Annotated in this window: 19 protein-coding genes; 5 read left to right on the top strand and 14 right to left on the bottom strand. The window is 66.7% G+C overall.

The window, feature by feature from the left end; translation table 11 throughout:
* Positions 1-13 precede the first annotated feature (13 nt).
* The gene (locus AC1DBQ_RS01810) at positions 14-3,184 is read right to left on the bottom strand and encodes a bifunctional cytochrome P450/NADPH--P450 reductase (RefSeq protein WP_476926864.1); all 3,171 of its coding nucleotides are present in this window, start codon (positions 3,182-3,184) and stop codon (positions 14-16) included.
* Positions 3,185-3,447: 263 nt separating this feature from the next.
* Here AC1DBQ_RS01810 and AC1DBQ_RS01805 point away from each other — a divergent pair, with 263 nt between their 5' ends.
* The 3 genes from AC1DBQ_RS01805 (at position 3,448) to ctlX (ending at position 6,033) form a co-directional block, all read left to right on the top strand.
* Positions 3,448-3,879: an Lrp/AsnC family transcriptional regulator gene (locus AC1DBQ_RS01805; protein ID WP_476926863.1), complete on the top strand. Its 432-nt coding sequence runs from the start codon at positions 3,448-3,450 to the stop codon at positions 3,877-3,879.
* Positions 3,880-4,040: 161 nt separating this feature from the next.
* Positions 4,041-5,072: an ornithine cyclodeaminase gene (locus AC1DBQ_RS01800; RefSeq protein WP_476926862.1), complete on the top strand. Its 1,032-nt coding sequence runs from the start codon at positions 4,041-4,043 to the stop codon at positions 5,070-5,072.
* Between the two features lie 7 nt (positions 5,073-5,079).
* Complete coding sequence (gene ctlX / locus AC1DBQ_RS01795; RefSeq protein WP_476926861.1) at positions 5,080-6,033, top strand: citrulline utilization hydrolase CtlX; 954 nt, start codon at positions 5,080-5,082, stop codon at positions 6,031-6,033.
* Positions 6,034-6,041: 8 nt separating this feature from the next.
* Here the strand turns inward: ctlX and AC1DBQ_RS01790 are convergent, their stop codons facing one another.
* Together AC1DBQ_RS01790 and AC1DBQ_RS01785 are read right to left on the bottom strand one after the other, a co-directional pair.
* Positions 6,042-6,548, bottom strand: coding sequence for a MarR family winged helix-turn-helix transcriptional regulator (locus AC1DBQ_RS01790; protein ID WP_091250456.1), 507 nt, complete (start codon positions 6,546-6,548; stop codon positions 6,042-6,044).
* Positions 6,549-6,550: 2 nt separating this feature from the next.
* Positions 6,551-8,290 carry an AMP-binding protein gene (locus AC1DBQ_RS01785; RefSeq protein ID WP_476926860.1) on the bottom strand — a complete coding sequence of 580 codons (1,740 nt, stop codon included), beginning with the start codon at positions 8,288-8,290 and terminating at the stop codon, positions 6,551-6,553.
* 319 nt (positions 8,291-8,609) lie between these two features.
* Here AC1DBQ_RS01785 and AC1DBQ_RS01780 point away from each other — a divergent pair, with 319 nt between their 5' ends.
* A complete protein-coding gene (locus AC1DBQ_RS01780) occupies positions 8,610-9,743 on the top strand; it encodes an acyl-CoA dehydrogenase family protein (RefSeq protein WP_476926905.1) in 1,134 nt (377 codons plus the stop codon).
* Between the two features lie 83 nt (positions 9,744-9,826).
* On the opposite strand, the gene AC1DBQ_RS01775 is transcribed toward AC1DBQ_RS01780, so the two are convergent.
* From AC1DBQ_RS01775 to eat, 5 genes are read right to left on the bottom strand one after another with little or no spacing between them, the layout of a single operon-like run.
* The gene (locus AC1DBQ_RS01775) at positions 9,827-10,609 is read right to left on the bottom strand and encodes a 3-oxoacyl-ACP reductase (protein WP_476926859.1); all 783 of its coding nucleotides are present in this window, start codon (positions 10,607-10,609) and stop codon (positions 9,827-9,829) included.
* A 54-nt stretch (positions 10,610-10,663) separates the two neighbouring features.
* The gene (locus tag AC1DBQ_RS01770; RefSeq protein ID WP_476926858.1) at positions 10,664-12,037 is read right to left on the bottom strand and encodes an aldehyde dehydrogenase family protein; all 1,374 of its coding nucleotides are present in this window, start codon (positions 12,035-12,037) and stop codon (positions 10,664-10,666) included.
* Positions 12,034-12,783 (bottom strand): gamma-glutamyl-gamma-aminobutyrate hydrolase family protein, encoded by a 750-nt coding sequence (locus AC1DBQ_RS01765; protein WP_476926857.1) that lies wholly within the window; start codon positions 12,781-12,783, stop codon positions 12,034-12,036. The genes AC1DBQ_RS01770 and AC1DBQ_RS01765 overlap by 4 nt, the downstream gene beginning before the upstream one ends.
* Positions 12,764-14,146, bottom strand: a complete 1,383-nt coding sequence (locus AC1DBQ_RS01760) for a glutamine synthetase family protein (RefSeq protein WP_476926856.1) — start codon at positions 14,144-14,146, stop codon at positions 12,764-12,766. The genes AC1DBQ_RS01765 and AC1DBQ_RS01760 overlap by 20 nt, the downstream gene beginning before the upstream one ends.
* 59 nt (positions 14,147-14,205) lie before the next feature.
* Positions 14,206-15,657 carry an ethanolamine permease gene (gene eat / locus AC1DBQ_RS01755; protein WP_476926855.1) on the bottom strand — a complete coding sequence of 484 codons (1,452 nt, stop codon included), beginning with the start codon at positions 15,655-15,657 and terminating at the stop codon, positions 14,206-14,208.
* A 262-nt stretch (positions 15,658-15,919) separates the two neighbouring features.
* On the opposite strand from eat, the gene AC1DBQ_RS01750 reads away from it, so the two are divergent.
* A complete protein-coding gene (locus tag AC1DBQ_RS01750) occupies positions 15,920-16,606 on the top strand; it encodes a FadR/GntR family transcriptional regulator (RefSeq protein WP_476926854.1) in 687 nt (228 codons plus the stop codon).
* Positions 16,607-16,649: 43 nt separating this feature from the next.
* On the opposite strand, the gene AC1DBQ_RS01745 is transcribed toward AC1DBQ_RS01750, so the two are convergent.
* From AC1DBQ_RS01745 to kdpA, 6 genes are all read right to left on the bottom strand, one after another.
* Positions 16,650-18,458, bottom strand: coding sequence for a sensor domain-containing diguanylate cyclase (locus AC1DBQ_RS01745; RefSeq protein WP_476926853.1), 1,809 nt, complete (start codon positions 18,456-18,458; stop codon positions 16,650-16,652).
* A gap of 77 nt (positions 18,459-18,535) precedes the next feature.
* On the bottom strand, positions 18,536-19,210 hold the full coding sequence (locus tag AC1DBQ_RS01740; protein WP_476926852.1) for a response regulator: 675 nt from the start codon (positions 19,208-19,210) through the stop codon (positions 18,536-18,538).
* The gene (locus AC1DBQ_RS01735) at positions 19,207-21,876 is read right to left on the bottom strand and encodes a DUF4118 domain-containing protein (RefSeq protein WP_476926851.1); all 2,670 of its coding nucleotides are present in this window, start codon (positions 21,874-21,876) and stop codon (positions 19,207-19,209) included. Before AC1DBQ_RS01735 ends, AC1DBQ_RS01740 begins: the two co-directional genes overlap by 4 nt.
* A gap of 12 nt (positions 21,877-21,888) precedes the next feature.
* On the bottom strand, positions 21,889-22,509 hold the full coding sequence (kdpC, locus tag AC1DBQ_RS01730) for a K(+)-transporting ATPase subunit C (RefSeq protein ID WP_476926850.1): 621 nt from the start codon (positions 22,507-22,509) through the stop codon (positions 21,889-21,891).
* Between the two features lie 10 nt (positions 22,510-22,519).
* Complete coding sequence (kdpB, locus tag AC1DBQ_RS01725) at positions 22,520-24,658, bottom strand: potassium-transporting ATPase subunit KdpB (RefSeq protein ID WP_476926849.1); 2,139 nt, start codon at positions 24,656-24,658, stop codon at positions 22,520-22,522.
* Positions 24,655-25,973, bottom strand: a 1,319-nt coding sequence (gene kdpA, locus AC1DBQ_RS01720; protein WP_476926848.1) for a potassium-transporting ATPase subunit KdpA, incomplete at its 5' end; no start/stop codon positions are given. The genes kdpB and kdpA, both read right to left, overlap by 4 nt.

Below are 25,973 nucleotides of genomic sequence, written 5' to 3'. Positions count from 1 at the left end.
CGGCGGGGCCCGATCAGGTGAAGATGTCGGCCACGTACCTGCCGTGGGTGCGCTCCACCTCATCCATCCACGCCTCGGCGTCCGCCAGGGAGGCGCCGGTGGCCTCCCGGTAGATCTGCACGCACGTGTCGCGGACCTGCGGCGCCATGTATTCGCCGTCGCCGCAAACGTAGACCGTGGCGCCCTGCTTTACCAGCTCCACGACGTCGGCGCGGTCCGACCACAGCCGGTCCTGGACGTACTTCCGGCCACCCTCGGGGACGGTGGAGAAGGCCGGCCGGAGATCGAGATTGGCCTCCTGCGCCCAAGAGGCAAGTTCGGCGTGGTAGAGGAAATCCGTGTCCGGGGCGCGGCAGCCGAAGAACAGCAGGGCCGGTGCCGGCGTCACGCCTTCGGCCTGGGCCCGCAGCGCGCGATCCTGGACGAAGCCGCGGAAGGGCGCCAGCCCGGTCCCTGCACAGACCATGATGAGCGGKACCGCCAAGGACGCCGGCGGGTGGAAAGCGGCATTCGAAGGACGAACCGTCACTGCGATCCTTGACCCCGGCCTGGCCTGGGCGAGATACGTGGAAGAGGCCCCTTCGAAGGTGCCGCGGCCGGACCACGCCGGAGCCTGGATGACAGCGAAGGTCAAGGTGGCGTGGTCGGGGCTCCAGAGCGGGGACGAGGAGATCGAGTACCGCCGGGGCGTCAGTTGCGTCAGCAGTTGYAGGAACGAGGTGAACGACAGCTGGCATGACGGGTACGTCTCCAGCAGGTCCAGGAGGGAGACGCGCTTCTCCAGGATCTCGGTCGCATAGCGCCCGCGGTCCTGCGCCAGGGCCTCAAGCCCGCTCCGCTCTGCAGGATCCGCGGCGACGTCGGCCAGGTCCTCGAGCTGTGTGCGGGTGGCGGGGACCGCAAGTTCGACGTAACTGCTCAGGAGTTCGCCCACGGCCACGGGCGAGCCGGTGGGCAGGAACGTGTCTCCCCGTTCCATGCTCAGCAGGACGTGCGAGTCATAGTCGAGGTTGAAGCGGGCCAGCGCCCGCTGGACGAGTGTGGCGGGATTCAGTGGCAGCACGGCCAGGTAGTCGCCGGTCCGGTAGCTCATCCCTTCGGGCAGGGCGATCTCGACATGCCGCTTGGACCGGGCGCCGGGCTTGGCCAGATCGACCAGCTCCCGGTTGGCGACGACGGTGCCGAGGGCGAGGCCGTTCTGGCGCAGCAGCGGGTCCCGGACATTGCCCACGAACTGCAGTTCAAGCTGGGGCTGCGCGGCCGGGGAGATGGTCCGCTGCCCGAGGGCGGCGTCCACCGCGGGCCAGAATCCCGCATACCACTCGTCGAAATCGCCGAAGAAGTCGCCGCGGGCATTGGCCTCGCCCCGGGCATAGACCGGCACGGCGCCGGCGGCCGCGAGCCGGGCGTCGATGGCCTTGGGCACCTCCTGGTACGTTCGCGCCCAGTCCTTGTTGCCGTTGCCGAAGACCGTGTATCGCACTCCGGCGAGGCTGCCCGGCTGCAGGCCTTGGGTCCAGGCCAGGAATTTCCGGGCGTTGTCCGGCGGCTGCCCCTCGTAGGAAGAGGACACGATCGTGACGAGCCCTTCCGCCGGCAGCCCGCCCGCGGCCTCGTCGAGCGGCCCGATCGTGGGGCTGTAGCCGCGCCGTCCGGCGTCGTTGGCTATGCGCTGGGCGAAGTCCTTGGACGTGCCCGCATTGGAGCCGTAGAGCACCCGGATCGGGACGCCGTTGGGGGCGGCAGCCGGCGCTTCCGCCTGCCGGGCCTGTTCGACGGCGGCATGGCCGGCCGCGATCCTGACGTCCCGCCGGCGCGCGTGGATGTACAGACCTTCAGGCTTCATCGTGAGCGTGTGCTTGATCTGCAGCTCATAGCCGGGATCCGCCGAGGCGATCTCGAAGCGCTGCAGCAGCTTGGCCAGGAAGAGCATGGCCTCCTGCAGGGCAAAACCCCGGCCGATGCAGGAGCGCTGGCCGTTGCCGAAAGGTTTCCAGGCATTGGCCGGGATGGTCGCGGCCCGGTCCGGGGAGAACCGCTCGGGGTCGAACTCGGCGGCGTCCTCTCCCCAAGCCGCCTTGTCCCGATGCAGCCGCGGGAGCAGGACCAGGATGGGCTGGCCCKMGGGGACGTCGTAGCGGCCGCCGAGCGTCGTGTCCTGGAACGGGGCGACGTTGAACGCCGGGGCCGTCGGCCAGAGCCGCAGGGTTTCCTTGAGGATCTGGTCCAGGTACCCCAGCCGGGGCAGGTGCTCGAACCTGGCGCTGTCCGAGCCCAGGACCTCGTCCACCACGGCGTGCGCCTTGGCCAGGACGGCCGGATGGCGCAGCAGTTCGTAGAGGGCAAAGGACAGCAGGCCGCTTGTGGTCTCGTGCCCGGCGATMAGGAACGTGACCATCTGATAGCGGATGTTCTCATCCGAGAGCCGCTCGCCGGTCACGGGGTMCGCCGCGCTGAGCATGGTGTMGAGGATGTCCTCGCTGCCGGCCGTGCTMGGATTGCGCCGCCGGTCGCTGATGATCTGCTCGGCGACCTCGAACATCAAGGCGTTGTCTTCCTCGAGCTGGTGCCGTCTGCGCAGCATKATCTTGTTCTGTACCGGGAGCCTGCGTGCCCGTCCGCCGGATTCGACCAGCGCGCGGACCATGGCCCCAACGAAGGGATGCATCTCTTCCCGGTAGAGGCTGTTGAACCGGTACTTGAACGAGCACAGGGCGATCGTGTCCAGAGTCAGGCGGGTGGTGTTGTCGGGAACGTCGATCCTGGCTGTGGGACCGAGCCGTTCCCACTTGAGCAGCAGCTGCTCGACGATGTCGTCCATGCCCACGAACATCCGCTTGAGCGCCGCGGGCCCGAACGCCGGCATCAGGATCCGGTGTGCCTTTTGCCAGTTGGGTTCCTGTGTTTCCGCGGTGAACAGGCCGTCACCGGCGAACTGCCGCACCTCGCGGAGGGCAGTGCCGAGCACCTTGCCGAAGCGGGATTCGTCGCACACCTCGTTGACGAGCTCCTGGGAGGAGATAGCGACGATGCTGCGGTTGAAGAACTGAATGCGGACGATGGAGCCGTACTGCTCGGCCACTTCGACCAGCCCCAGGACTCCCTTGCTGGAGTCGATATCGGGCAGATTCCCGACGACCGGCCGTGGTGGGGGCTGGGGTATGGGGACGCTGGATGACGGCACGGGGCCCTCCTAAGCGGTCGCCGGTTGACGCTCGTGAGTACTGTTTCCTGCGGGGGATTCCTGCCGGACCGGACGGCACCGCCCTGCCCGGATCCACGATACTCCGCTCAGATCCCGGGCAATAGGGACTCCGCTCAGATCCCGGGCAATAGGGGCAATAGGTCGGGACCGAGGTGTGGACGATATGCCCACTCAACTGTCAGAGACTTCACTTTTCATTGACAGAAGTCGCAAAATACTGAGCCTGGACATACATTGTGACAATGACCGCCCTTGATKATCTTGACCGCCGGCTCCTCTCCGCCCTCCGCGAGGACGGCAGGGCCTCGGTGGCCAGCCTGGCGCGCCGGCTGGATGTTGCACGGGCTACCGTCAACAGCCGGCTGGAGCGGCTTGTGGCATCCGGGACCATCGTTGGATTCACGGTCCGGGTGCGCGATGAGCTCGACCCGCTGGCGATCCGCGCCGTTGCTCTGATTGCGGTGGAAGGCAGGACGACGGACAGGGTCATCCGCCAGCTCAGGGGCTTTCCCGAGATCACGGCACTGCACACCACCAACGGCGGGTGGGACCTTGTGGCTGAACTCCGCACCGAGAGTCTTGTCGACTTTGACCAGGTCCTGGGCCGGATCCGGGGCGTTGATGGCGTTGTCAACAGCGAAACGAGCCTCCTGCTGAGCTCCGTGCTGCGCTAGGGATCACGGGGCCMAAAGGGTCCAGCCAACGAAATATACAATTAGCGTCATCATTATGCTCAGTGGCACAACAAAAAGCTTGCTGTTTGGCAATTGAGACTGCATATCGCCGAATCCTAGAGTTGTGGCATCAGCAACTAACTAGAGAATGAGGAGGCGCAATGACGCGCTTTGTCGATGTCCACAACATGGTGCGCTGGGCCGCCGGACGCGGGCCGGAGACCRTCATTTCCGGCATGATCGAGTACGTTGAGAATGACTTCCGGCGCTGGGAATCGTTCGACAAGACTCCCCGGATCGCCAGCCACACGCCGTTCGGCGTCATCGAACTCATGCCCACGAGCGATCACGAGACCTACGGTTTCAAGTACGTCAACGGCCACCCGTCCAACCCCGCGCGCGGTTTCCAGACCGTGACAGCGTTTGGCGTCCTGGCCGACGTCCACAACGGCTATCCCACGTTCCTCACCGAGATGACAGTCCTGACGGCGCTGCGCACCGCGGCGACGTCCGGCATGGTGGCCAAGAAGCTCGCCCGTGCCGGCTCGCGCGTCATGGCGATGATCGGCAGCGGAAGCCAGTCCGAGTTCCAGGCCCTCGCGTTCCGGAGTGCCCTGGGGATCTCCACGCTCCGGGTATGGGACACGGATCCCGCCGCGCTCAAGAAGTTCGTGGCCAACATGGCGCCGCTGGGCTTTGACATCACGATCGCCACATCCGCGGCGGATGCGGTGCGGGGAGCMGATGTCATCACGACGTGCACCGCGGACAAGGCCAACGCCACCATCCTCACGGCGGACCTGATTGAACCGGGCGTCCACATCAATGCCATCGGCGGGGACTGCCCCGGGAAGACCGAGCTTGAAACGGCGATCCTCGGACTCGGCGACGTGTTCGTCGAATACGCCCCCCAGACCCGGATCGAAGGGGAGATCCAGCACATGCCGGCAGACTTTGGTGTCACAGAGTTCTGGCAGGTCCTGACCGGGAAAGCACCCGGACGAACCGACGATGCACAGATCACCATCTTCGACTCGGTCGGCTTTGCCATTGAGGACTTTTCCGCCCTGCGGTTCGTGCGCGACGCTGTCGCCGGCACCGAATTCTTCGTGGAGATCGACCTCGTCGCCAGCCCGGAGGACCCGAAGAACCTGTTCGGCCTCGTGGGCGCCCTTTCCCCGGTCGGCTCGTAAGCCTGCGATGTCCGTTCAAGCCCCCTCCGCCGTCGTTCTCGTGAGGCCGCACAACTTCATGCCAAACGAGGCGACGGCATTGGACAATGCCTTCCAGGCGGCCTTCCAGATGCAGGCTCACTCCGGGGACCGGCAAACGCTGGCCGCCGCCGCCAGTCAGGAGGTGTCGGGGCTGGCCGAGGCGCTGGAGGCGGCCGGTGTCACGGTGAACATGTTCGAGGACCATGACGAAACCCGCCCGGATAGTGTGTTTCCCAACAACTGGCTCTCCACCCATGCGGGTGGCCGGATCGGGATCTTCCCGATGTACGCCCCCAACCGCCGCCACGAACGCCGCAGCGACATCCTGGACTTCCTGAAGACCCATTACCGGGTGCAGGACGTCATCGACTACTCCGGGCTGGAAATGGACAGTGTCTTCCTGGAGGGAACGGGGGCCATGGTCCTGGACCACGGCTCCCGTGTGGCCTATGCCGCACGTTCCCGCCGGGCTGACCCCGTGGCCCTGGAGCGGTTCTGTACCAACTTCGGCTATGAGCCCATGCTGTTCGACGCGGTCGATGCAGACGGCACTCCCGTCTATCACACGAATGTGATGATGACTGTGGCGACAGACTTCGCAATGGTMGGAGTGGACCTGATCCGCTCGGCGGGACGCCGGCGTGAGGTGATGGAACGACTGGCCTCCGGGGGACGAGCGGTCATCGAGCTGAGCCCCCACCAGATCAGCAATTTCGCAGGCAACGCGATCGAGCTGCAAGGCGCGGAAGGCCGCGTGCTGGCGCTCTCCCGGCGGGCCCTGGGAACCCTGACGGCGGCGCAGAAGGCCATCATCGAACGAAGCTGCACCCTCCTGCCCGTGGACGTTCCCACGATCGAACTGGCCGGGGGGTCCGTGCGATGCATGATCGCCGGCATCCATCTCGACCGCAGGCCCGTCCCTGCCGGCGTCGGTGGCTGACCGGTCCTCTAATCGCTGAAGTCCCCGGCGTTCCTGCGGAATGTGCCAAGGATCCGGATCAGCTGGTCCACGTCCTGGTCTGCGAAGCCCGAGCGGCCGAAGACTTCGGAGTTCAGCACCGCCGTCGCCTGTTTGGCCAGGGCGCGGCCCTCCGCGGTGAGCTCGATCAGCGTGGTGCGGCCGTCCGTCGGATGGGGGGAGCGGACCACCAGCTCGGCATTCTCGAGCCGGTCCACGGCGTTGGTGACCGAAGTGGGGTGGACTTGAAGCAGCGCGCTCGCCTTGTTCATGGGCAGCGCGCCGCTGCGTGCGAAACTGAGCAATGCCAGCAGCTCATACCGTGCAAAGGTGAGCCCGAACGGCTTGAGCACGGCTTCGATCCGGCCCAGCAGAATCTGCTGGGTCCGCATGATGGCGGTGATGGCCGCCATCGGGGCGGCGACGTCGGCCCAGCCGTGGCGCTCCCAGTTCAGCCGGGCGTCGGCGATCGGATCTCGGGGCAGCGGCGTTCCCACGGTCAGCTCTGCCCCTTCAGTGCCGGGAAATCGGCCTCGGAATACTCGATGCCCAGGCCCTCCGGAACGGGTCCGCCGCCGTGGCGCATTTCCTCGCTGTGGCGGAGCTCCACGCGCCGGATMTTGCCGGAGATGGTCTTGGGGAGTTCGGCGAACTCCAGGCGGCGGATCCGCTTGAAAGGGGCCAGGTGTTCGCGGCAGTACCGCAGGATGTCCTCGGCGAGCTCCGGGCCGGGCTGGTGCCCGGCGGCCAGGACCACAAACGCCTTCGGCACGGACAGCTTGAGCGGGTCGGGGGAGGGCACGACGGCGGCCTCCGCCACCGCCGGGTGCTCGATCAGCACGCTCTCCAGTTCGAACGGGGACAGCCGGTAGTCGGAGGACTTGAAGACGTCGTCGCCCCGGCCCACATACGTGATGATGCCGCGTTCGTCCCGGCTGGCCATGTCGCCGGTGTGGTAGTAGCCGTCGCGGAAAGCCTCCGCGGTMTTCTCCGGGTCGCCGTAGTAGGCCTTCATGAGCCCTACGGGGCGGGGGTCCAGGCGCAGGCAGAGTTCGCCGTCGTCGGACTCCTCACCGGTGGCGRGGTCCACGAGCACGACGTCGTAGCCGGGCAGCGGCCTGCCCATGGCGCCGATCTTGATCGGCTGGCCCGGGGTGTTCGCGATCTGCACGGTCGATTCGGTCTGCCCGAAGCCGTCCCGGATGGTTTGGCCCCAGGCGCGGTGGACCTGGTMGATCACTTCGGCGTTGAGCGGTTCGCCGGCGGACACCACCTTGGTCGGCGGGTTCTTGAGCAGCGTGAGGTCGGCCTGGATGAGCATGCGCCAGACCGTGGGCGGGGCGCAGAAGCTCGTCACCGACTCGCGGTCCATCTGCTCCATGAGGGCCTTGGCGTCGAAACGCTCGTAGTTGTAGATGAACACGCAAGCCTCGGCGATCCACGGCGTGAACACGTTGGACCAGGCGTGCTTTGCCCAGCCCGGGGATGCGACGTTGAGGTGGACGTCGCCCGGTTCCATCCCGATCCAGAACATCGTGGACAGGTGACCGACCGGGTAGGAGGTGTGCGTGTGCTCCACCAGCTTGGCCTTGGACGTGGTGCCGGAGGTGAAGTAGAGCAGGAGGGTCTCGTTGGCCAGGGTGGGGGTGTCCGGGGTGAAGTCTTCTMCGGCCGCGTCGGCTTCCGCATACTGCAGCGCCGTGTCCTGTGCTCCGGCGGGTTCTGCGGCGGCGTCGCCGATTTCGATCAGCGTGTAATTACCCGCGACGTCGGCGAACTTGGCGATGTTGGCACTTCCGACGGCGGCCCAGGTCGCGCCGCCGCGCTCCACCCGGTCCTGAAGGTCCGCGGACCCCATCAGGGTGGTGGTGGGGATCATGACGATGCCCAGCTTGATGCCGGCCAGCATGAGTTCCCAGAGCTCCACCTGGTTGCCGAGCATGATGATCATCCGGTCCCCGCGCCGCACGCCCTGGCTCCGCAGCCAGTTGGCCACCTGGGACGAGCGCCGGGAGAGGTCCGCGAAGCTGCGGCGCGTTGCTGACCCGTCCTGCTCGACGATCACCAGGGCCGGGTTGTCCGCCTTGGCCGGATCCGCCGCGAGTTGGTCGAACCAGTCCAGCGCGAAGTTGAATTCTTCGAAGCGCGGCCACTGGAATTCGCTGCGGGCGCCCTCGTAGTCCCCGCGCAGGGCCAGCAGCCGGTCTCTGGCGGCGCGGAATTCCTCAGTTACGGTCATGGTGCACCTTTCGAAGTTCGCTGGCGCAGCCGTTCCGGGCGGTCCGTGGCACAACGCCGTTGCCTGGGACCCCGCCGGCCCGCCGCGGCGCCCGTCTAGTGATCCCCGTCACTCTGCAATATACTAGGACATCCAAGGGTTTGGAAGAGCGGCGTCGCTCTGCTGGCGGCGCATGACGAAGGGATGCGTGCCCGTGCAGTCACCAGGACGTGCCAACGGACAGTTGGCGTCAGCCGAATCAGACACAGCCGAATCAGCCACAGCCGGAACGGTTGCTGCGGCCTCCGCGGCAGAGCCGCCGTTTCCCGACGCCGACCTCATGTACATCGTGGACCTGCTGCCGCCGGACGAACAGCTCCGGTACCAGGAGGTCCGGGATTTCCTGCAGTCCCGGATCCGGGCGGCATCGATCGACTACTGGAACCGCGAGGAGTTCCCCTTCGGGATGCTCGCGGAACTCGGAAAGTACGGTCTGGGCGGGCTGCAGACGGACGGCACGTCCAAGCTCTTCAAGGGCCTCATGTATGTCGAGGTGGCCCGCGCCGACGTCTCGCTCTCGGCGCTCGTGGGCATCCACAACGAGCTGATTGTCGGCATGATCGATCAGCTCGGCTCCCCGGAACAGAAGGCCCGATGGCTCCCCGGCCTCACCGCCTTCACCCAGCTCGGAGCGTTCGCCCTGACCGAGCCGGACCACGGGTCGGACATTGCCGGCGGCCTGGAGACTACCGCCCGGCTGGAGAACGGCGAGTGGGTCATCAACGGCGCCAAACGTTGGATCGGGGCCGGCACGATCGCGGACTTCGCTCTCGTCTGGGCCCGGGACGTCGCCGACGAGCACATCAAGGGTTTCATCGTGGAGACGGACCGGCCCGGGTACACCGCCACGAAGATCGCCAACAAGATCGGCCTGCGCATCATGCAGAACGCGGACATCGTCCTCGATGAGGTCCGCATCCCGGAAGCCAACCTGCTGCCGGGTGCCACCGACTTCTCCAAGGCCAACGAGCTCCTGCGCGATTCGCGCGCCTGGGTGGGCTGGCAAGGCGCCGGCATCCAGCTGGCCGCGTTCGACGTCGCGCGTTCCTATTCGCTGCAGCGCCGGCAGTTCGGCAAGGAGCTGGCCCGCTTCCAGCTCATCCAGCAGCAGCTCGCCGAGATCCTGGGCAACGCGACCGCCTCGCTGGCCCTGATGGCCCAGCTGGCGAGGATCCAGGAGGAAGGCAAGCTGGAGATGGTCCAGGCCGCGATGGCCAAGTCCACCACCACGCGGCTGGCGCGGGCGTCGGTGGCGATGGGCCGGTCCCTCATGGGCGGCAACGGGATCAGCAGCGACTACGAGATGGGCAAGCTCTTCGGCGACGCCGAGATCCTCTACACCTATGAGGGCAGTTACGAGATCAATTCACTGATCGTGGCCCGGGCCGTGACCGGAAAGTCGGCGTTCGTTTAATCCGCTGTGCGTTTAAGCCGCTGGGGTGCCGGTCGGGACGCGATCCCGGCCGGCACCCCTAGTGCCGTACTTGTACTCCCGGCTCAGTCGATGGGCGTGACGTACGCGCCGGAGATCCCGCCGTCCACCAGGAAGGTGGACGCCGTGATGAAGGAGGCGTCGTCGCTGGCCAGGAACGTGACGGCGGCGGCCAGTTCCTCGGGCTCGGCGAAGCGTCCCAGCGGAACGTGGATCAGCCGACGGGCGGCCTTTTCCGGGTCCTTCGCGAAGAGTTCCTTCAGCAGCGGGGTGTTCACCGGGCCCGGGCAGAGGGCGTTKATCCGGATGCCCTGCCGGGCGAATTCGACGCCGAGTTCCCGGCTCATGGAAAGCACACCGCCTTTGGAGGCACTGTAGGAGATCTGGGAGGTCGCCGCGCCCATGACCGCCACGAACGAGGCCGTGTTGATGATGGAGCCCTTGCCCTGTTCCTGCATGTAGGGGATGGCGTACTTGCAGCAGTAGTACACGGATGTCAGGTTCACTTCTTGGACTTTGCGCCAGGCATCGATGCCGGTGTCGAGGATTGAACCGTCGCTGGCGGGGGAGATCCCGGCGTTATTGAAGGCGATGTCAACGTTGCCGTAAGTTTCCTTGGTCTGGGCGTAGAGGTTCCGGACGTCGTCTTCGCTCGTGACGTCGACCTTGACGAACAGGCCGCCGACCTCGGTGGCCGCAGCGAGGCCGGAGGTGGGTTCGATGTCGGCGATGACGACATTGGCGCCTTCCGCGGCCATCCGTCGGGCGGTAGCCAGCCCGATGCCGCTGGCGCCACCAGTGATGACTGCGCTGCGTCCGGCTAGGCGGTTGGATACTACTGTCTGCATGGGAACTCCTTTGTGCGGGGTAAAATTCGGGGCTATATTGCGAGTCAGGGACGTTCAGCCGAGTGACGGCGTGGAAATGAAGACGTTCTTGGTTTCGGTGAAGKAATCGAGGGCGTCGGGTCCGAGCTCCCGGCCCAGTCCGGATTGCTTGAAACCGCCGAACGGGGTGGAGTAGCGGACGGACGAGTGGGAGTTTACGGACAGGTTGCCGGACTCGACGCCGCGCGCCACGCGCAGGGCGCGGTCCACGCTGGAGGTCCAGATGGAACCGGACAGTCCATAGTCGGTGTTGTTCGCGATCCGGATGGCGTCCGCCTCGTCGGTGAATGGCACCACAGTCACAACGGGCCCGAAGATTTCCTCCGTGAACGACGGCGAGTCCAGACCGGGTGTCAGCACCGTCGGCGGGAACCAGAAGCCGGCTCCGGACGGGGCCTGGCCCTGGAAGGCTATCGGGGCGTCGTCCGGCACGAAACCCGCGACTGTCCGGCGTTGCTGGGCGGAGATCAGCGGACCCATGGTGGTTGCCTCATCCGCGGGATCACCGACGGTGATGGCCTTGACGGCGGGCTCAAGCAATTCCATGAAGCGGTCATAGACGTTGCGCTGGACCAGGATGCGCGATCGGGCGCAACAGTCCTGGCCGGCGTTGTCGAATGCTCCACCGGGTGCGGCGGCGGCGGCCATCCCGAGGTCGGCGTCGTCGAAGACGATGTTGGCGCTCTTGCCGCCGAGTTCGAGGGTCACCCGCTTCACCTGGTCCGCGCAGCCGGCCATGATCTTCTTGCCGACGCCGGTCGAACCGGTGAAGACCACTTTGCGGACGGCGGGATGGGTGACGAACCGTTCGCCCACCACCGAACCCTTGCCCGGAATCACTTGGAAGACGCCGTCCGGGATGCCGGCTTCGCGGGCCAGTTCGGCCAGCCGCAGCGCGGTCAGGGGGGTCATCTCAGCGGGTTTGAGTACCACTGTGTTGCCGGCGGCTAGGGCGGGGGCAAAACCCCAGGCCGCGATCGGCATCGGAAAGTTCCACGGCACGATGACCCCCACGACGCCGAGCGGCTCGTGAAAGGTGATGTTAACGCCCCCGGCGACCGGGATCTGCTTGCCGAAGTGCYGTTCCGGCGCGGCCGAGTAGTAAGTGAGGACGTCCCGGACGTTTCCGGCTTCCCAGCGTGCATTTCCGATCGTGTGCCCGGCGTTGCGGACTTCGAGCCTGGCCAGTTGTTCCAGGTCCGCGTCCACGGCCGCGGCGAAGCGCCTCAGCAGCAGCGCGCGGTCTGCCGGGGCGACGGCCCGCCAGGAATCAAATGCTCCGGCCGCGCGGGCGATGGCATCATCGACCTCGGCCAGTCCGGCCAGCGATACCGTCTCGATGACTTCCTCTGTAGAGGGGTTGATGRCGTYGAAGGTTGTGGCTGTCATATCGTGGACATCTCTTTTCGGTTGGCACGGTAGCTGCCCGCGGCATGCACGAAGCCGCGGAACAGCCGCAGGTCTTCGGGATTTTGTTCCGGGTGGAATTGCACGCCCAGGACCCAGCCTGGGGCGGCTTCGACCTCCAGGGCCTGGACGGTTCCATCCTCGGAGGTCGCGGTGACCCGCAGCCTCGGCGGGACGGTTTCCATGGCCTGGTGGTGATAGCAAGGCGCCACGGCAGAGTCGCCGAGCAGTGACTGGATCAGGCTTCCCGGGACGGTGGTGAAGGATGCTTCGCCGAAGACTCCCGGGGCCGGCTGGTAGTTGGCCCTGGGGTTGATGTCGGGCAGGTGCTGGGTCAGGCTGCCGTCAAAGGCCACGTTGAGGATCTGAGCCCCCCGGCAGATGGCAAACAACGGCAGCCCTCGCTCCACCGCCGCCCGCGTCAGGATCGTATCGTGCTCGTCCCGGAGCGGCTGCGAGGCGGTCCTGGGATGTGCGGCGGCTCCGTAGCGGGCGGGATCCACGTCGGGTCCTCCCACCACGATGAGTCCGTCCATCAGGTCCAGCACGGTTTCATCCGTGCCCAGCGGCGGCAACAGGATCGGAGTTCCGCCGGCCGCGACCACGGCCTCGACGTAAGTTCCCGGGACGATGGCGGCCTTGGCGTCCCAAACTCCCCAGGCCGCATCCTGGTAGTAGCTAGTCAGGGCAATCCGGGGGCGGTAAGCCCTAGAGTCGTTCGAAGCCACGGATGCGCTCCCAGTCGGTGACGGCGCTCTCGTAGGCACGGAGTTCGATGCTGGCGGCGTGGACGTAGTGGTCCACGACGGAGTCGCCGAACGCCTTGCGTGCGATGCTGCTCTCCGCGAGCAGGTCCCGGGAATCGCGCAGGTTGGTCGGAAGCCGGTCCGCGTCGGAGGCGTAGGCGCTGCCCTGGATGGCAGGTCCCAGGGGCAGTCGGTTCTCGAGACCGTGGATTACGGCGGCKATCAGTGCGGCCGCCGCGAGGTACGGGTTAAGGTCCCCGCCGCCGACTCGCATTTCGGTACGCAGGCCGCGACCGTGGCCCACCACCCGGAGGGCACAGCTGCGGTTGTCCATGCCCCAAGCGATGGCGGTGGGCGCGAAGCTGCCTTCGACGAACCTTTTGTAGGAGTTGACGTTTGGGGCCAGGAAATAGGTGAGTTCCTTCAGTGCGTCCAACTGCCCGGCCATGAAGTGCTCCATCACCGGGCTGAAACCGTGCTCGCCGTCGCCGGGCAGCACGGGGTTGCCGTCCAGGTCGGTCAGGCTGAAGTGGATGTGGCAGGAGTTGCCCTCGCGCTGGTCGTACTTGGCCATGAAACTGATGCTCTTGCCGTGCTGGTCCGCGATTTCCTTCGCGCCGCTCTTGTAGAACGTGTGCTTGTCGCATGCTTTGAGGGCTTCATCGAAGCGGAAGGTGATTTCCTGCTGGCCGAGGTTGCACTCGCCCTTGGACGATTCGACCACCAGCCCGGCCGCTTCCATGTTGGTGCGKATCGACCGGATGACCGGTTCCAGACGGGCCGTGGCGAGTAGCGAGTAGTCCACGTTGTACTGGGTCGAGGCATCCAGCCCGTGGTAGTTCTTCTGCCAGGCCTCGCGGTAGGAGTCGTCAAACATCAAGAATTCGAGCTCCGTGCCCATGTGGGCGCGGTAACCGAGTTTTTCGAGCCGTTCCACCTGGGCGCGCAGTATCTGGCGCGGGGACGCGACTGCCGGCGACTTGTCCGACCACATGATGTCGCAAAGAACCAGGGCCGTTCCCTGCTGCCAAGGGACCCGGCGCAGGGTCGACACATCGGGCAGCATCATCATGTCGCCGTAGCCGGTCTCCCAGGACGACATGGCGTAGCCGTCGATGGTGTTCATCTCGACGTCGACGGCGAGGAGGTAGTTGCAGCCTTCCGCGCCGTGCTCCAGGACATCCTCGAGAAAGGAGCGGGCGCCGCAGCGCTTGCCCTGGAGTCTGCCCAGGGAGTCGGTGATGGCCACGATGACAGTGTCGATCGCTCCGGAGGCGACGTCTGCCCGCAGTTCATCGAGGGTGAGTTGGGCGTTCAGGGCGTGGTTTGTGGATGCTTCAGTCATGGTTGCTCCGCAACGTTGTTCTCTTCAAAAGGGGTGGTGGGGTGGTGGCCGGGGGACAGCTACTGCTTCAGTTCCGCCTCGGCCAGGGCCAGCCGGGCGAATTCCTCATCCGGGGATCCGGTGACGATGCGGTGCCGGCTGTAGAACCAGTAGTACGCAATGGCGGCGGCGAAGATGGCCGCTGTGATGGACGCTGCGTAGACGTCCACCACAAAAGTGGCGACGACGGCGACCGCGGACAGGACGAGCGCGACGGAGGTGGTGGCKATGCCTCCCGGCGTGCGGTAGCCGCGCTCGAGTTCTGGTTCTTTGATCCGCAGCACGATGTGGGACAGGTTGAGCAGGACGTAGGATACCGTGGCGCCGAAGACTGCGATGTTGATCAGGAGGGCGCCATTCTGGGTGATAGCTGCCAGCAGGAAACCGATCGTGCCCGGAACGATGAGGGCCCAGTAAGGTGTCCGGCGAGCCCMAGTGAGGGACAGCCATTTGGGCAGGTAGCCGGCACGGGAGAGCGCGAAAAGCTGGCGTGAGTAGGCATAGATGATGGAGAAGAAACTGGCTACCAGGCCGGCGAGGCCCGCGTAGTTGATGAAGTCGGCGAGCAGCGTGTTTCCACCGTAAGCCAGCCGGATGGCCTCCGGAAGAGGGTTGTCTGAGGTGCTCATGGCTTGGGATCCGGCGGCTCCCGGCACGAGAACCAGCATCAGGGCCCCGAAGATGACCAGAATGAGGACGGCGACGATGATGCCCTTGGGCATGTCCTTCTTGGGATCAGCGGATTCCTCCGCAGCCAGCGGGACGCCTTCGACGGCCAGGAAGAACCAGATGCCGTAAACCAGTGCCGCCAGGATTCCGCCGACGCCCATGGGCAGGAACGCGCTGGAACCGGCGGATCCATCCGGGACGATGTCGAACAGTTTGGCCGGGTCGAACATCGGCACGAGGCCGACGACGGCGGCAACGAGCGCGACGACGGCAAAGGCGGTGATCGCAAACATGATCTTCAGCGCCTCACCCACGCCGCGGAGATGGATCCCGATGAAGATCATGTAGGTGACCAGGTAGACCGGCCAGGAGTTGGTGAGGCCGAACAGTCCGAGTGCCTCGATGTAGCCGCCGATGAAGGTGGCGATGGCGGCGGGTGCGACGGCGTACTCGATCAGCACCGCTATGCCGGTGGCGAAGCCGCCCAACGGGCCGAGGGCCCGCCGCGCAAAAGCGTAACCGGCACCCGCCGTCGGAAGCGACGACGAGAGTTCGGCCAGACCGAAGACCATGCAGGTATACATGACGCCCATCAGGAGGAAAGCAATGAGCAGGCCGCCCCATCCTCCCTGGGCGAGGCCGAGATTCCATCCGGCGAAGTCTCCGGAAATGACGTAGGCGACCCCCAGCCCCGCGAGGAGCACCCAGCCGGCGGCGCCGCGCTTGAGCCGGCGGTGCTGAAGGTACTCCGTTTCACTGCCGTCTGCGTTCTTCGCACCGGCGACATGATCTACTGATTTCATGCGATTCCCTTGATAAGAGGAGTGTCGCCCAGATTCCTAAAGGACTGTTTTCAGTCCAAGGGCACGCCTCCCAGTGTGGTGGCGCAACTCACATCCGTCAAGGACTTCCGGCGAAATTCTAGGAAGTATGGCTCCAACTTCGGCCAATTGGTCTTCTAGCTAGTCTTTTCCCGTCCGCTAAATGTATGCTCGCGGTATATATAGGGTCGCCTAGTTTTGGGAGCTGGCCTTGGCCGATTTCTTGTTGCAGCAGCCATACTCAATGTTGCGCCCGGTGCGGGGCGGAAATGCTTTCGAAGAGACCATCGAGCACATTCTGCAGACGATCAAGCTAGGGATCTTTGCGCCTGCTGACAAGCTGCCGCCGGAACGCGAACTCGCCGAACGCCTGGGTGTGTCCCGGGCGACTCTTCGCGAGGCGCTGGGCGAACTGCAGGCTGCCGGATATCTTGACGTCCGTCGCGGCCGCTACGGCGGCACGTATGTCTCCGAAAACCCGGTGCGGACAGAACCCCGGGGAATCCGCCCGCTGGATCCAGCCGAAGTTCATGACGTGCTCCTGTTCCGCGGAGTCATTGAGCCGGCGGCGAGCGCCCTGGCGGCCAGTTCCAATTTGTCCGCGGCCGCCCGGAGCCACCTGAGGAACTGCCTGTCGGAGGTGTCCCACGCCACGGAGGCTTCGTACAGGCCACGCGATGCCCGTTTTCACATCGCGATCGCCGAGCTCACCGGCTCGCCCAGCCTTGTGGCGGCGGTGGCGGAAACGAGGTCGAGGGTCAATGAACTCCTGGACAGGATCCCGTTCCTGGGGACCAACCTGGAGCATTCCAATGCGCAGCACGCGCAAATGGCGGACGCCATCCTGTCCGGCGACGCGGCGGCGGCGGAGCGCGCCACCAATGAACACCTGGAAGGGACCGCGGCCTTGCTGCGTGGCTTCCTGTCCTGAGGCCTTCCCGGAGCCTGCGTGACGTCGGCGTCTCCGGCCTCGTCTAGGCCGGGTGTCCGTCCGCCGCGGGCCGGGCCTGCCCTTGGGCCGTCTGGGTGGCGTGGCCGTAGCGTGAGGTGCGGTTGCGGCCAGCGTTTTTCGCCTCATAGAGCGCACGGTCCGCGCAGTCCAGGAGGGTCCCGGCCGCGGCGTCGCGCTGCTCGCAGACGCCGGCGGAGATCGTCAGGAAGCCGACGTCGCCGAACGGCTCGGCCGCGATGGCCTCCCGGGCCCGTTCCGCCGCCCGCAGGGCCTCGGCGCCGTTCGTCTCCGGGAGCAGCCACACGAACTCTTCGCCGCCGAAGCGAGCCAGGATTTCCTGGCTCCGGGCGACTCCCCGGAGCCTCGCCGCGACTTCGGCCAGGACCACGTCGCCCATCAGGTGGCCGTAGGTGTCRTTGACCCTTTTGAAGTGGTCGATATMCAGGACGACGGCGCTCAGTGTGGTGCCGCGCGTCCCGGCCAGCGCAAGCTGTTCGGCGAGGTGCCGTTCCAGGGCGCGCCGGTTGGGCAGGCCGCTCAGGGCATCGGTGGTGGCCTGCAGTTCGAGGTCGGTCCTTGCCTCCGAGTTGCCGATGGCGATCTCGACGAGCTCCGCGAACTGGGCCAGCCGCGCCATCATGGCTTCCGTGACGCCCGTGCGGGATTTCGAGGTCAGGGTCACCACGCCCCACAGGCTTCCCCCGACCCGGACCGGCGCCGCCGCCGCGGACTGGAACCCGCCGGCGCGCATCTGCTCCGCCGCCGGTCCGCCCTCCGGCCCGTAAACAACGAGGGCAGGCTTGCCCGTCAATGCCACCCGGACGGTGGCGGACTCGTCGGTCGGGGCAAAGATGTGCCGGCGGCTCAGCGTCGGCGGGAGGGCGGGGGCCATGGCGACGATTTCCGCCGACGACGCGCCCGTGAAACGGACGACGGCGGCGGAGTCCACATTGAACAGCTCAAGGACGATGGCCGCGACGCGCTCGGAGATGTCGGCGGGGGCGGCGTTGCGGGCGACAGCGGTCGCTATGTCGTGGAGGGCCTCCCAGACCTGCTGCTGCTGCAGGCGCTCGGTGACGTCAACCGCCACGACCATGCCGGCAGTGRCCTCGTCGTCGGAGTGCACCGGTCCGGCTTTGAGCCGGTAGGTGCGGTGGCCGATCTGACGGCTCCAGGAGACTTCCCGGCCGGCKAGGGCCGCACGGTAGCGCGGCTCGAGCTCGCTGGCGAGATCGCCCTTGAGCACGTCCTGGATGCGCTGGCCCTCGAGCTCCTCCGTGCGGTAGCCGAACGTTTCCAGTTCCTGCCCTTCGGCGATCAGGTACCGTAGATCGGCGTCGAAGAGGAGCACGAAGACGCCGGGGACGCTGCGCGCCAAGGCGCGGTACCGGTCCATGTCCTGCTGCCTGCGCCGATCGGCCAGCACCCGCTGCGTGATGTCCGTGACTTGGACGAAAAAACCCCGCACCGCGCCGTCGTCCCGGGCATCGGGGGTGTAAGTCACCTCGGTGTAGCGCGATTCGCCCACGGCATCCACGAGGGTCCGGTCAAACTGCTGAGGCTCTCCGGCGAGCACGAGCTCGATGTACGGCCGGTTCGCCTCGAAGACTGCCTCCCCGAGCACGTCCCCGATATGCCTTCCGTATAGCTGGCCGGGTTCAATGCCGAACCACGTGCCGTAGGCCTCGTTGGCCAAGCGGTTGCGGAGCCCCGTGTCCCAGTAGCCCACCATGGCCGGGATTCCGTTGAGGGCGGCCTGCAGTTGCGCCGGGATCTCCGGCAGCGGCGACGGGCCGGCATCGTCCCAGTTGAGCGGGCTGCGATTTGTCATTGCCCCAGTATCCATTGCCGGCCKCGGCATGCGAAAAATCAGCAGGCACTGTGAGCAAGCACAGCCAGGAAATACTCTCAGGGCATGAACCGGTAGCCGATGCCGGCCTCCGTGAGCAGATGACGCGGGTTGGCGGTGTCCGGTTCGAGCTTGCGCCGCAGCTGGGCCATGTAGACCCGGAGATAGTTGGTTTCCTTGGCGTACGCCGGACCCCAGACCTCGGAGAGCAGCTGCTGCTGTGTGATGAGCTTTTCCGGGTTCCGGACCAGCAGCTCCAGAATGTTCCATTCGGTGGGGGTCAGCCGCACATCCTGGCCGTCGCGGATGACGCGGTGTTTGCCCAGGTCCACGGTGAAGGMCTCGGTGGTCACCACTGGTGCCTGCTCCTGGTCAACGCTGCGGCGCAGGAGGGCGCGGATCCGGGCCAGCAGCTCGTCGAGGCCGAACGGCTTCGTGATGTAGTCGTCCGCGCCGGCGTCGAGCGCTTCCACTTTGTCCTCGGAGCCGTGGCGGGCTGAGAGCACCAGGATCGGGACCTGGCTCCAGGACCGGAGCTCCCGCAGGACTGTAGTGCCGTCGATGTCCGKCAGACCGAGGTCCAGGATGACCAGCGCCAAGGGGTGCTGGGATGCGGTCAGCAGGGCAGAACGCCCGTCTGCCGCCGTGGTCACCGAGTAACCGTGGGCCTGCAGCGTGATTCGGAGCGCCCTCAGCAGGTGCGGGTCGTCGTCGACCACCAGGACGGCGGTCATCCGGCGTCCGGTCCCGGCCTGAGCGGCAGTGCATGGCGGCGGCCCAGGGCCGACTGCGGCTCAAGCGGGGCCTGGGCGCGGCGCGCGTCGAACGGCACGCCAGTGGACAGGGGAAGCCGGATGACCATCGTCAAACCGCCGCCTGGCGTCTCTTMCGCGGCCAGCGTTCCGCCCATTGCTTCGGTGAATCCTTTCGCCACGGCCAGTCCGAGTCCGATCCCGGTGGTCTGCGGCGTGTCATCGAGCCGCTGGAACGGACGGAACATCTCGACGACACTCTCCGCCGGAACGCCCCGACCATGATCGATGATCCGCAGCTCGCCCGCAGGGTGCCCTTCGAGTGTMGCCGGGCTGAGGCCGCCGGCGGTCCCCACCAGGACAATATCTGAGTCCGGGGCGTATTTCACGGCATTTTCGACGATGTTCGCAATGACGCGTTCCAGCATTCCCGGGTCGGCGTCAATCTCCGGCATGTTGGCGGGCAGGTCCACCCGCACCTTGCCCGGGGGGACGGCGCCGAGGGCTCCGGGGATCACCTCGAACCAGCGCACCGGTTTGAGGAGGGGATTGACGGCATCCGAGGTGAGCCGGGACATGTCCAGCAGATTCCCCACCAGGGTGTCCAGTCGGTCCGAGCACTCCTCGATGGTAGCCAGCAGCTCCTGCTCCTCTTCCGCGGTGTAGCGGACGTMGTCGTGGCGCAGGCCGCCGACGGCGAGTTTGATCCCGGCCAGCGGGGTGCGCAGGTCGTGGGACACGGCGCGGAGGATGGAAGTGCGCATCGTGTTGCTCTCGGCCAGGCGCAGCATCTCCCGACGGCTGACAACCAGCTGCTGGCGTTCAAGCTGGGCCGCCAGATGGACGCCGAAGGCCCCCAGGAGGCGCCGGTCGCTTGCTGGCAGGATCCGTCCGTAGAGGACCAGTCGGGTGGTGGCATCGATTTCCTCGACGTTGTCGCCGGTGGCGGCGTCCCCCCGAGCGCTCTCGGCAGCAGCCGGGATCTCTCCAGCCGAGGCGAGCAGCCGCCACGGCCGGCCACTGGCCGTGCTTCCGGCGCCGGCATTGGCATCACGGCTGAATAAGGCGGTGCCCCGGACCTGGAAAACACCCAGCGCCTGCTCCAGCAGCGCCTGAACGGTATCCTCCGAACCGGCGGCGCCGCGGGTCAGGTCACCCAGCGTCGTTGCCTCGGCACGGGCCCGCGCAGCCTCCTTGGAGCGGCGGGCCGAAAGGTCGACGACGACGGCGACGGCCGCCGAGACGCCCACGAACACCAGCAGGGCGAGGAAGTTCTGCGGATCACTGATGGTCAAGTTGCCGACCGGCGGGGTGGAAAAGTAGTTCACCAGCAGGCTGCTCCACAGCGCCGCGAGGATCGCCGGCCATAGTCCGCCAACCAGGGCCACCGCGACGGAGCCGGTGAGCTGGACCAGCATTGCCGTGGCCACATTTTGCTCCGGGTTCAGGGCCAGCAGCAGCAGTTGCAGGAGTGCCGGGAGCACCACGGCCAGGACGAGCCCCACCGCCACCCGGACCCGGCCGAGATCGCGGGGGCGCGGCACCCCCGTGCCCTGGCCGCCGAGGGGGTGTGAGACCATGTGGACATCGATGTCCCCGGAGCCCCGCACCACCCGGGTTCCCACCCCGCCGCCCAGGAGACCGCCCAGGACACCCGCGAGGTTCTTGTGCCGCGAGATGCCGACCACGATTTGGGTGGCGTTGACACTGCGGGCGAAGTCCAGCAGGGCGGCCGCCGGGTCTTCTCCGGCCACGATGTGGTAGCTGCCGCCCAGGTCCTGGATCAGCCGCCGCTGCCGTTCGAGCGCCTGCGGTGACTCCGAGGCGACGCCGTCGGCGGCGCGAACATGGACGGCCAGGAGGTCCCCGCCGCTGACCCGGGTCAGGATACGTGCCMCGCGCCGGATGAGTGGCTCGCCCTCAGGGCCCCCGGTCAGGCCCACCACGATGCGCTCGCGGGCTGGCCAGCTGGCTTCAATGCCCTGTTCGGCCCGGTATTTGGCCAGCCCTTCGTCCACCCTATCGGCCAGCCACAGCAAAGCGAGTTCGCGCAGCGCGCCGAGGTTGCCCAGCCGGAAATAGTTGGACAGGGCCGCGTCKATCTTGTCCGCGGCGTAGATCTTTCCGTCGCTGAGCCGCTGGCGCAGCAGCTCCGGCGGGATGTCGACCAGATCGATCTGGTCGGCGCGGCGCACGACGTCGTCCGGCACGGTTTCTGCCTGGCGGACGTCGGTGATGGCGCTGACGACGTCGCCTAGAGACGCCAGATGCTGGATGTTGACCGTTGACAGGACATTGATCCCGGCGCTGAGAAGTTCATCCACGTCCTGCCAGCGCTTCTGGTTGCGGCTGCCCGGGACGTTGGAGTGGGCGTACTCGTCCACCACTGCGGTCTTGGGGGCTCGGGCCAGAACCGCGTCCAKGTCCATTTCCTCGAACTCCGCCCCCCGGTAGCTCAGCTGCCRGGGCGGGATGACTTCAAGGCCGGCCATGAGTGCCCTTGTGTCGGCGCGGCCGTGGTCGAGCGCGAACGCTACCGCAACATCTTCGCCTCGCTCATGGAGTCGGTGGGCTTCCTCCAGCATTTCGTAGGTCTTACCCACGCCGGGCGCGGCCCCCAGGAAGATCCGCAGCGTTCCACGTGCCATGTCGTCATTCTGTCACTTGGAGGCGGACGCGGGCGACGCGGCTGCGACTGCGAGGTTCAGGACGGTCACGTTCACCGCGGGCTGCCCCAGGAATGCCACGGCGCCGCCACTGGTCTGTTGCGCGACGAAGGCGGTCACAGTCTCCGTGCTGAGCCCGTGCGCGGCGGCAACGCGCGGTATCTGGAGTCGGGCGTAGGCCAGCGAGATGTCCGGATCCAGTCCGGAGCCGCTGGCGGTCACGGCATCGGCAGGAACGGCCGCTTCGGGAACGTTTTCGGCCTTCGCGACGGCCGCGCGGTTGGCGGCGACAGCCTTGAGCAGTTTCGGATCGTTGGGGCCMATGTTGGACGCCGAGGACGACKCCGGGTCCCATTTCACGGCCGAGGGCCGGGCATGGAACCACCGCGGGTCCTGGGCGCCGGATTCGTCCGCCGCGGCCTGGGCGATCAGGGCCGAGGCCGCCGGGGCGCCGGTGCTGTCTTTGATGATGGAACCGTTAGCCTGGTACGGGGCGATCACCTGCCCTATGCCGAAGACGGCCAGGGGGTAGGCCACGCCAAGGACCAGCGTGGCGAAGAGCAGGAACCGGACGGCGGTGCCTGCCTGCCGGAGGTAGCCGGTGAGTGTGTTCATGGGGGTGTTCCTAGCCGATTCCGGGGATGAGGGAAATCATCAGGTCGATGATTTTGATGCCGATGAAGGGGGCGATGAGGCCGCCGAGCCCGTAGACCAGCAGATTCCGCCCCAGTGCCTGGTTGGCGGAGACGGCACGGTATTTKACTCCGCGGAGCGCGAGCGGCACCAAGGCKATGATAATCAGGGCGTTGAAGATCACCGCGGAGAGGATGGCCGAGGCCGGGGTGGCGAGTCCCATGATGTTCAGCAGTSCCAGACCCGGGAAGGCAGCGGTGAAGAGGGCGGGAACGATTGCGAAGTACTTGGCGACGTCATTGGCTACCGAGAAGGTGGTCAGGGCGCCGCGGGTGATGAGCAGCTGTTTGCCGATGCCGACGATGTTGATGAGCTTGGTGGGGTCGGAGTCGAGGTCCACCATGTTGGCGGCGTCCTTGGCGGCGGGGGTGCCGGAGTTCATGGCGACGCCGACGTCTGCCGCGGCCAGGGCCGGGGCGTCGTTGGTGCCGTCCCCGGTCATGGCCACGAGCCGGCCTGCGGCCTGCTCCTTCTTGATGACCGCAAGTTTGTCCTCCGGGGTTGCCTCGGCCAGGAAGTCATCGACCCCGGCCTCGGCGGCGATTGCCTTGGCGGTGATGGGGTTGTCACCGGTGATCATGACGGTCCGGATGCCCATTTGCCGCAGTTCGGCGAAGCGGGCGTTCATGCCGGGTTTGACGACGTCGGCGAGGTGGATGGTTCCCAGGATATCTGCGCGGCCGTCCTTGTCGATCTGGGCGACCAGGAGAGGTGTGCCGCCTTGGGCAGAGATTTCCTGGACCCGGTGGTCAACGTCGGCCGGGGTGTGGCCGCCGTATTCGGCAACGAAGGCCGTCACCGTKGAAGCGGCGCCTTTGCGGATCTGCAGCCCGTCAAGGTCCAGTCCGCTCATGCGGGTGGTGGCGCTGAAGGGGACCACGGCAAAATCGCCGGAGCTGCGTTCGAGGGAGGCCAGGTCGGCCCCGGTCACGCCCTTGTCCGCGGCGAGGTCCACGATGGAGCGGCCCTCGGGGGTTTCGTCGGCCAGGCTGCAGACCCGGGCTGCTTCGATGAGCCGGATCCTGTCCACATGGTTGGCGGGGAAGAAATTGACAGCGCGGCGGTTGCCGTAGGTAATGGTGCCGGTCTTGTCCAGCAGCAGTGTGGTGATGTCTCCGGCGGTCTCCACGGCGCGACCTGAGGTGGCCAGCACGTTGTGCTGGACCAGCCGGTCCATGCCGGCGATGCCGATCGCCGGGACCAGCGCTCCGATGGTGGTGGGGATAAGGCAGACCAACAGGGCCACCAGCACGATCGGGGACGGCGTGGCGCCGGCCAGGGCGGCAAACGGGGCCAGGGACATGGTGACGGCAAGGAACACGATGGTCAGGGAGACCAGCAGGACGTGGAGGGCGATTTCGTTCGGGGTCTTCTGCCGCACGGCGCCCTCGACGAGCTTGATCATCCGGTCGATGAACGTTTGGCCCGGCTCGGCGGTGATGCGGATGACGATCCTGTCCGAGAGAACCTTCGTGCCGCCGGTGACCGAGGAGCGGTCTCCGCCGGATTCGCGGATGACCGGGGCTGATTCGCCGGTGATGGTGGATTCGTCCACGCTGGCCAGGCCGTCGATGATTTCGCCATCCGAGGGGATGACGTCCCCGGCCTCGCAGATCACGACGTCGTTGAGCCGCAGCTCTGTCCCGGGCACCTCTTTAGTCGTGCCGTCGGGCTGCCGGAGCCGGGCCGTCACGCCTTTACGGCTGGCGCGGAGGCTGTCGGCCTGGGCTTTGCCCCGGCCTTCGGCGATGGATTCGGACAGGGTGCCGAAGAGGACGGTGAGCCACAGCCAGGCCGTGACCGCGATGCCGAATACCGACGGCCGGTACAGGGAGATCGCCGTGCAGAGGGCGGCCCCGACCAGCACGGTGAACATGACAGGGGAATGGATCATCTGCCGTGGGGAAAGTTTCCGGACCGCGAGTGGCAGGGCGGCGGCGACGGAAGTGAGCGTCAGTTTTGCCGGAGCCTTGGTGTGGTGCTTGTGCTCGCCGGGGGTGCCGAGGGGGTTGCCGTCGGCGTAGGTGGCGGCGGCGAGGTCCGAGGCTGATGCCGTGCTAGACCGGGTCATTTCAGGAGTCCTTCTGCGAGGGGGCCCAGGGCAAGGGCCGGGAAGTAGCTCAGGGCGGTCAGGATCACTGTCACGCCGAGCAGCAGGCCGCCGAACAGGGGGCCGTGGGTGGGGACGGTGCCGGCGGAGGCGGGAACCTTGCCCTGACGGGCGAGGGAGCCGGCCAGTGCGAGGACCAGGACAATCGGGAGGAAGCGGCCCAGCAGCATCGCCAGGCCCATCATGACCGACAGGAATGGGCCGGAGGTGGTGATGCCGCCGAACGCCGAGCCGTTGTTGTTGGCCCCGGAGGTGAAGGCGTAAAGCACTTCGCTGAACTGGTGCGGGCCGGTGGCCGGGGCGTTGGCCATGGCGTCCGGCAACAGGACGGTAATGCCAGCCAGTGCCAGGACCACGGTCGGGGTGACCAGGATGTACATGGCCGCCAGTTTCATTTCCGTCGGGCCGATCTTCTTGCCCAAATACTCCGGGGTGCGCCCGACCATCAGCCCGGCGATGAAGACGGAAATGATGGACAGGATCAGCAGCCCGTAGAGCCCGGACCCGGTTCCGCCGGGGGCGACTTCGCCGAGCATCATGTTCACCATGGCCACACCGCCAGCCATCGGGGGCAGGGAATCATGGGCGACGTTGACGGCGCCGGTGGAGGTCAGCGTGGTGGACGTGGCGAAGATCGCGCTTGGCGCCGGTCCGAAGCGCTGTTCAAAGCCTTCGCCCAGGCCGCCGGCCGCCGCCGTCGCGGTTCCCTGGCCGGAAGCCACGGCCCATCCCATCAGGGAAACCGATGCCAGCCACAGGGTGCCCATCACCGCGGCCACCGTGTAGCCCTGCCTCTGGTCACCCACCATCCGGCCGAAGGCGTACGGCAGGGCAGAGGGGATGAGCAGGAGCAGGAACACCTCGAAGAAGCTGATGAGGGCATTGGGGTTCTCGAACGGGTGGGCGGAGTTGGCGTTGAAGTAGCCGCCGCCGTTGGTCCCKAGCTCCTTGATGGCTTCCTGGGACGCCACGGGCCCGCCGGGAATGMTCTGGCTGATCCCGGCCGMCTGGTTGGTGACGTCGGTGGGMCAGAAGTTCTGCACCACGCCGCCGAGGACCATCACCACTGCCGCGACGAACGCGATCGGCAGMAGGATCCGGAAAGTGGTCCGGGCCAGGTCCACCCAGAAGTTGCCCAGCCGCTGCGTCCTCGTGCGGGCGATGCCGCGGATGAGGGCGACGACGACGACGATGCCGACCGCGGCCGAGAGGAAGTTCTGCACCGCCAGCAGACACATCTGCACGAAAATGCCCAGCGTGGTCTCCGGTACATAGG

The organism is Arthrobacter sp. 10T413_2 (assembly GCF_056394205.1).
This window is presented reverse-complemented; position numbering and strand designations above follow the sequence as displayed.

Bases quoted from the DNA above. Each gene is read 5' to 3' on its own strand.
- AC1DBQ_RS01780 (WP_476926905.1), top strand. From the start codon at position 8,610: ATGTACATCGTGGACCTGCTGCCGCCGGACGAACAGCTCCGGTACCAG.
- AC1DBQ_RS01750 (WP_476926854.1), top strand. From the start codon at position 15,920: ATGTTGCGCCCGGTGCGGGGCGGAAATGCTTTCGAAGAGACCATCGAG.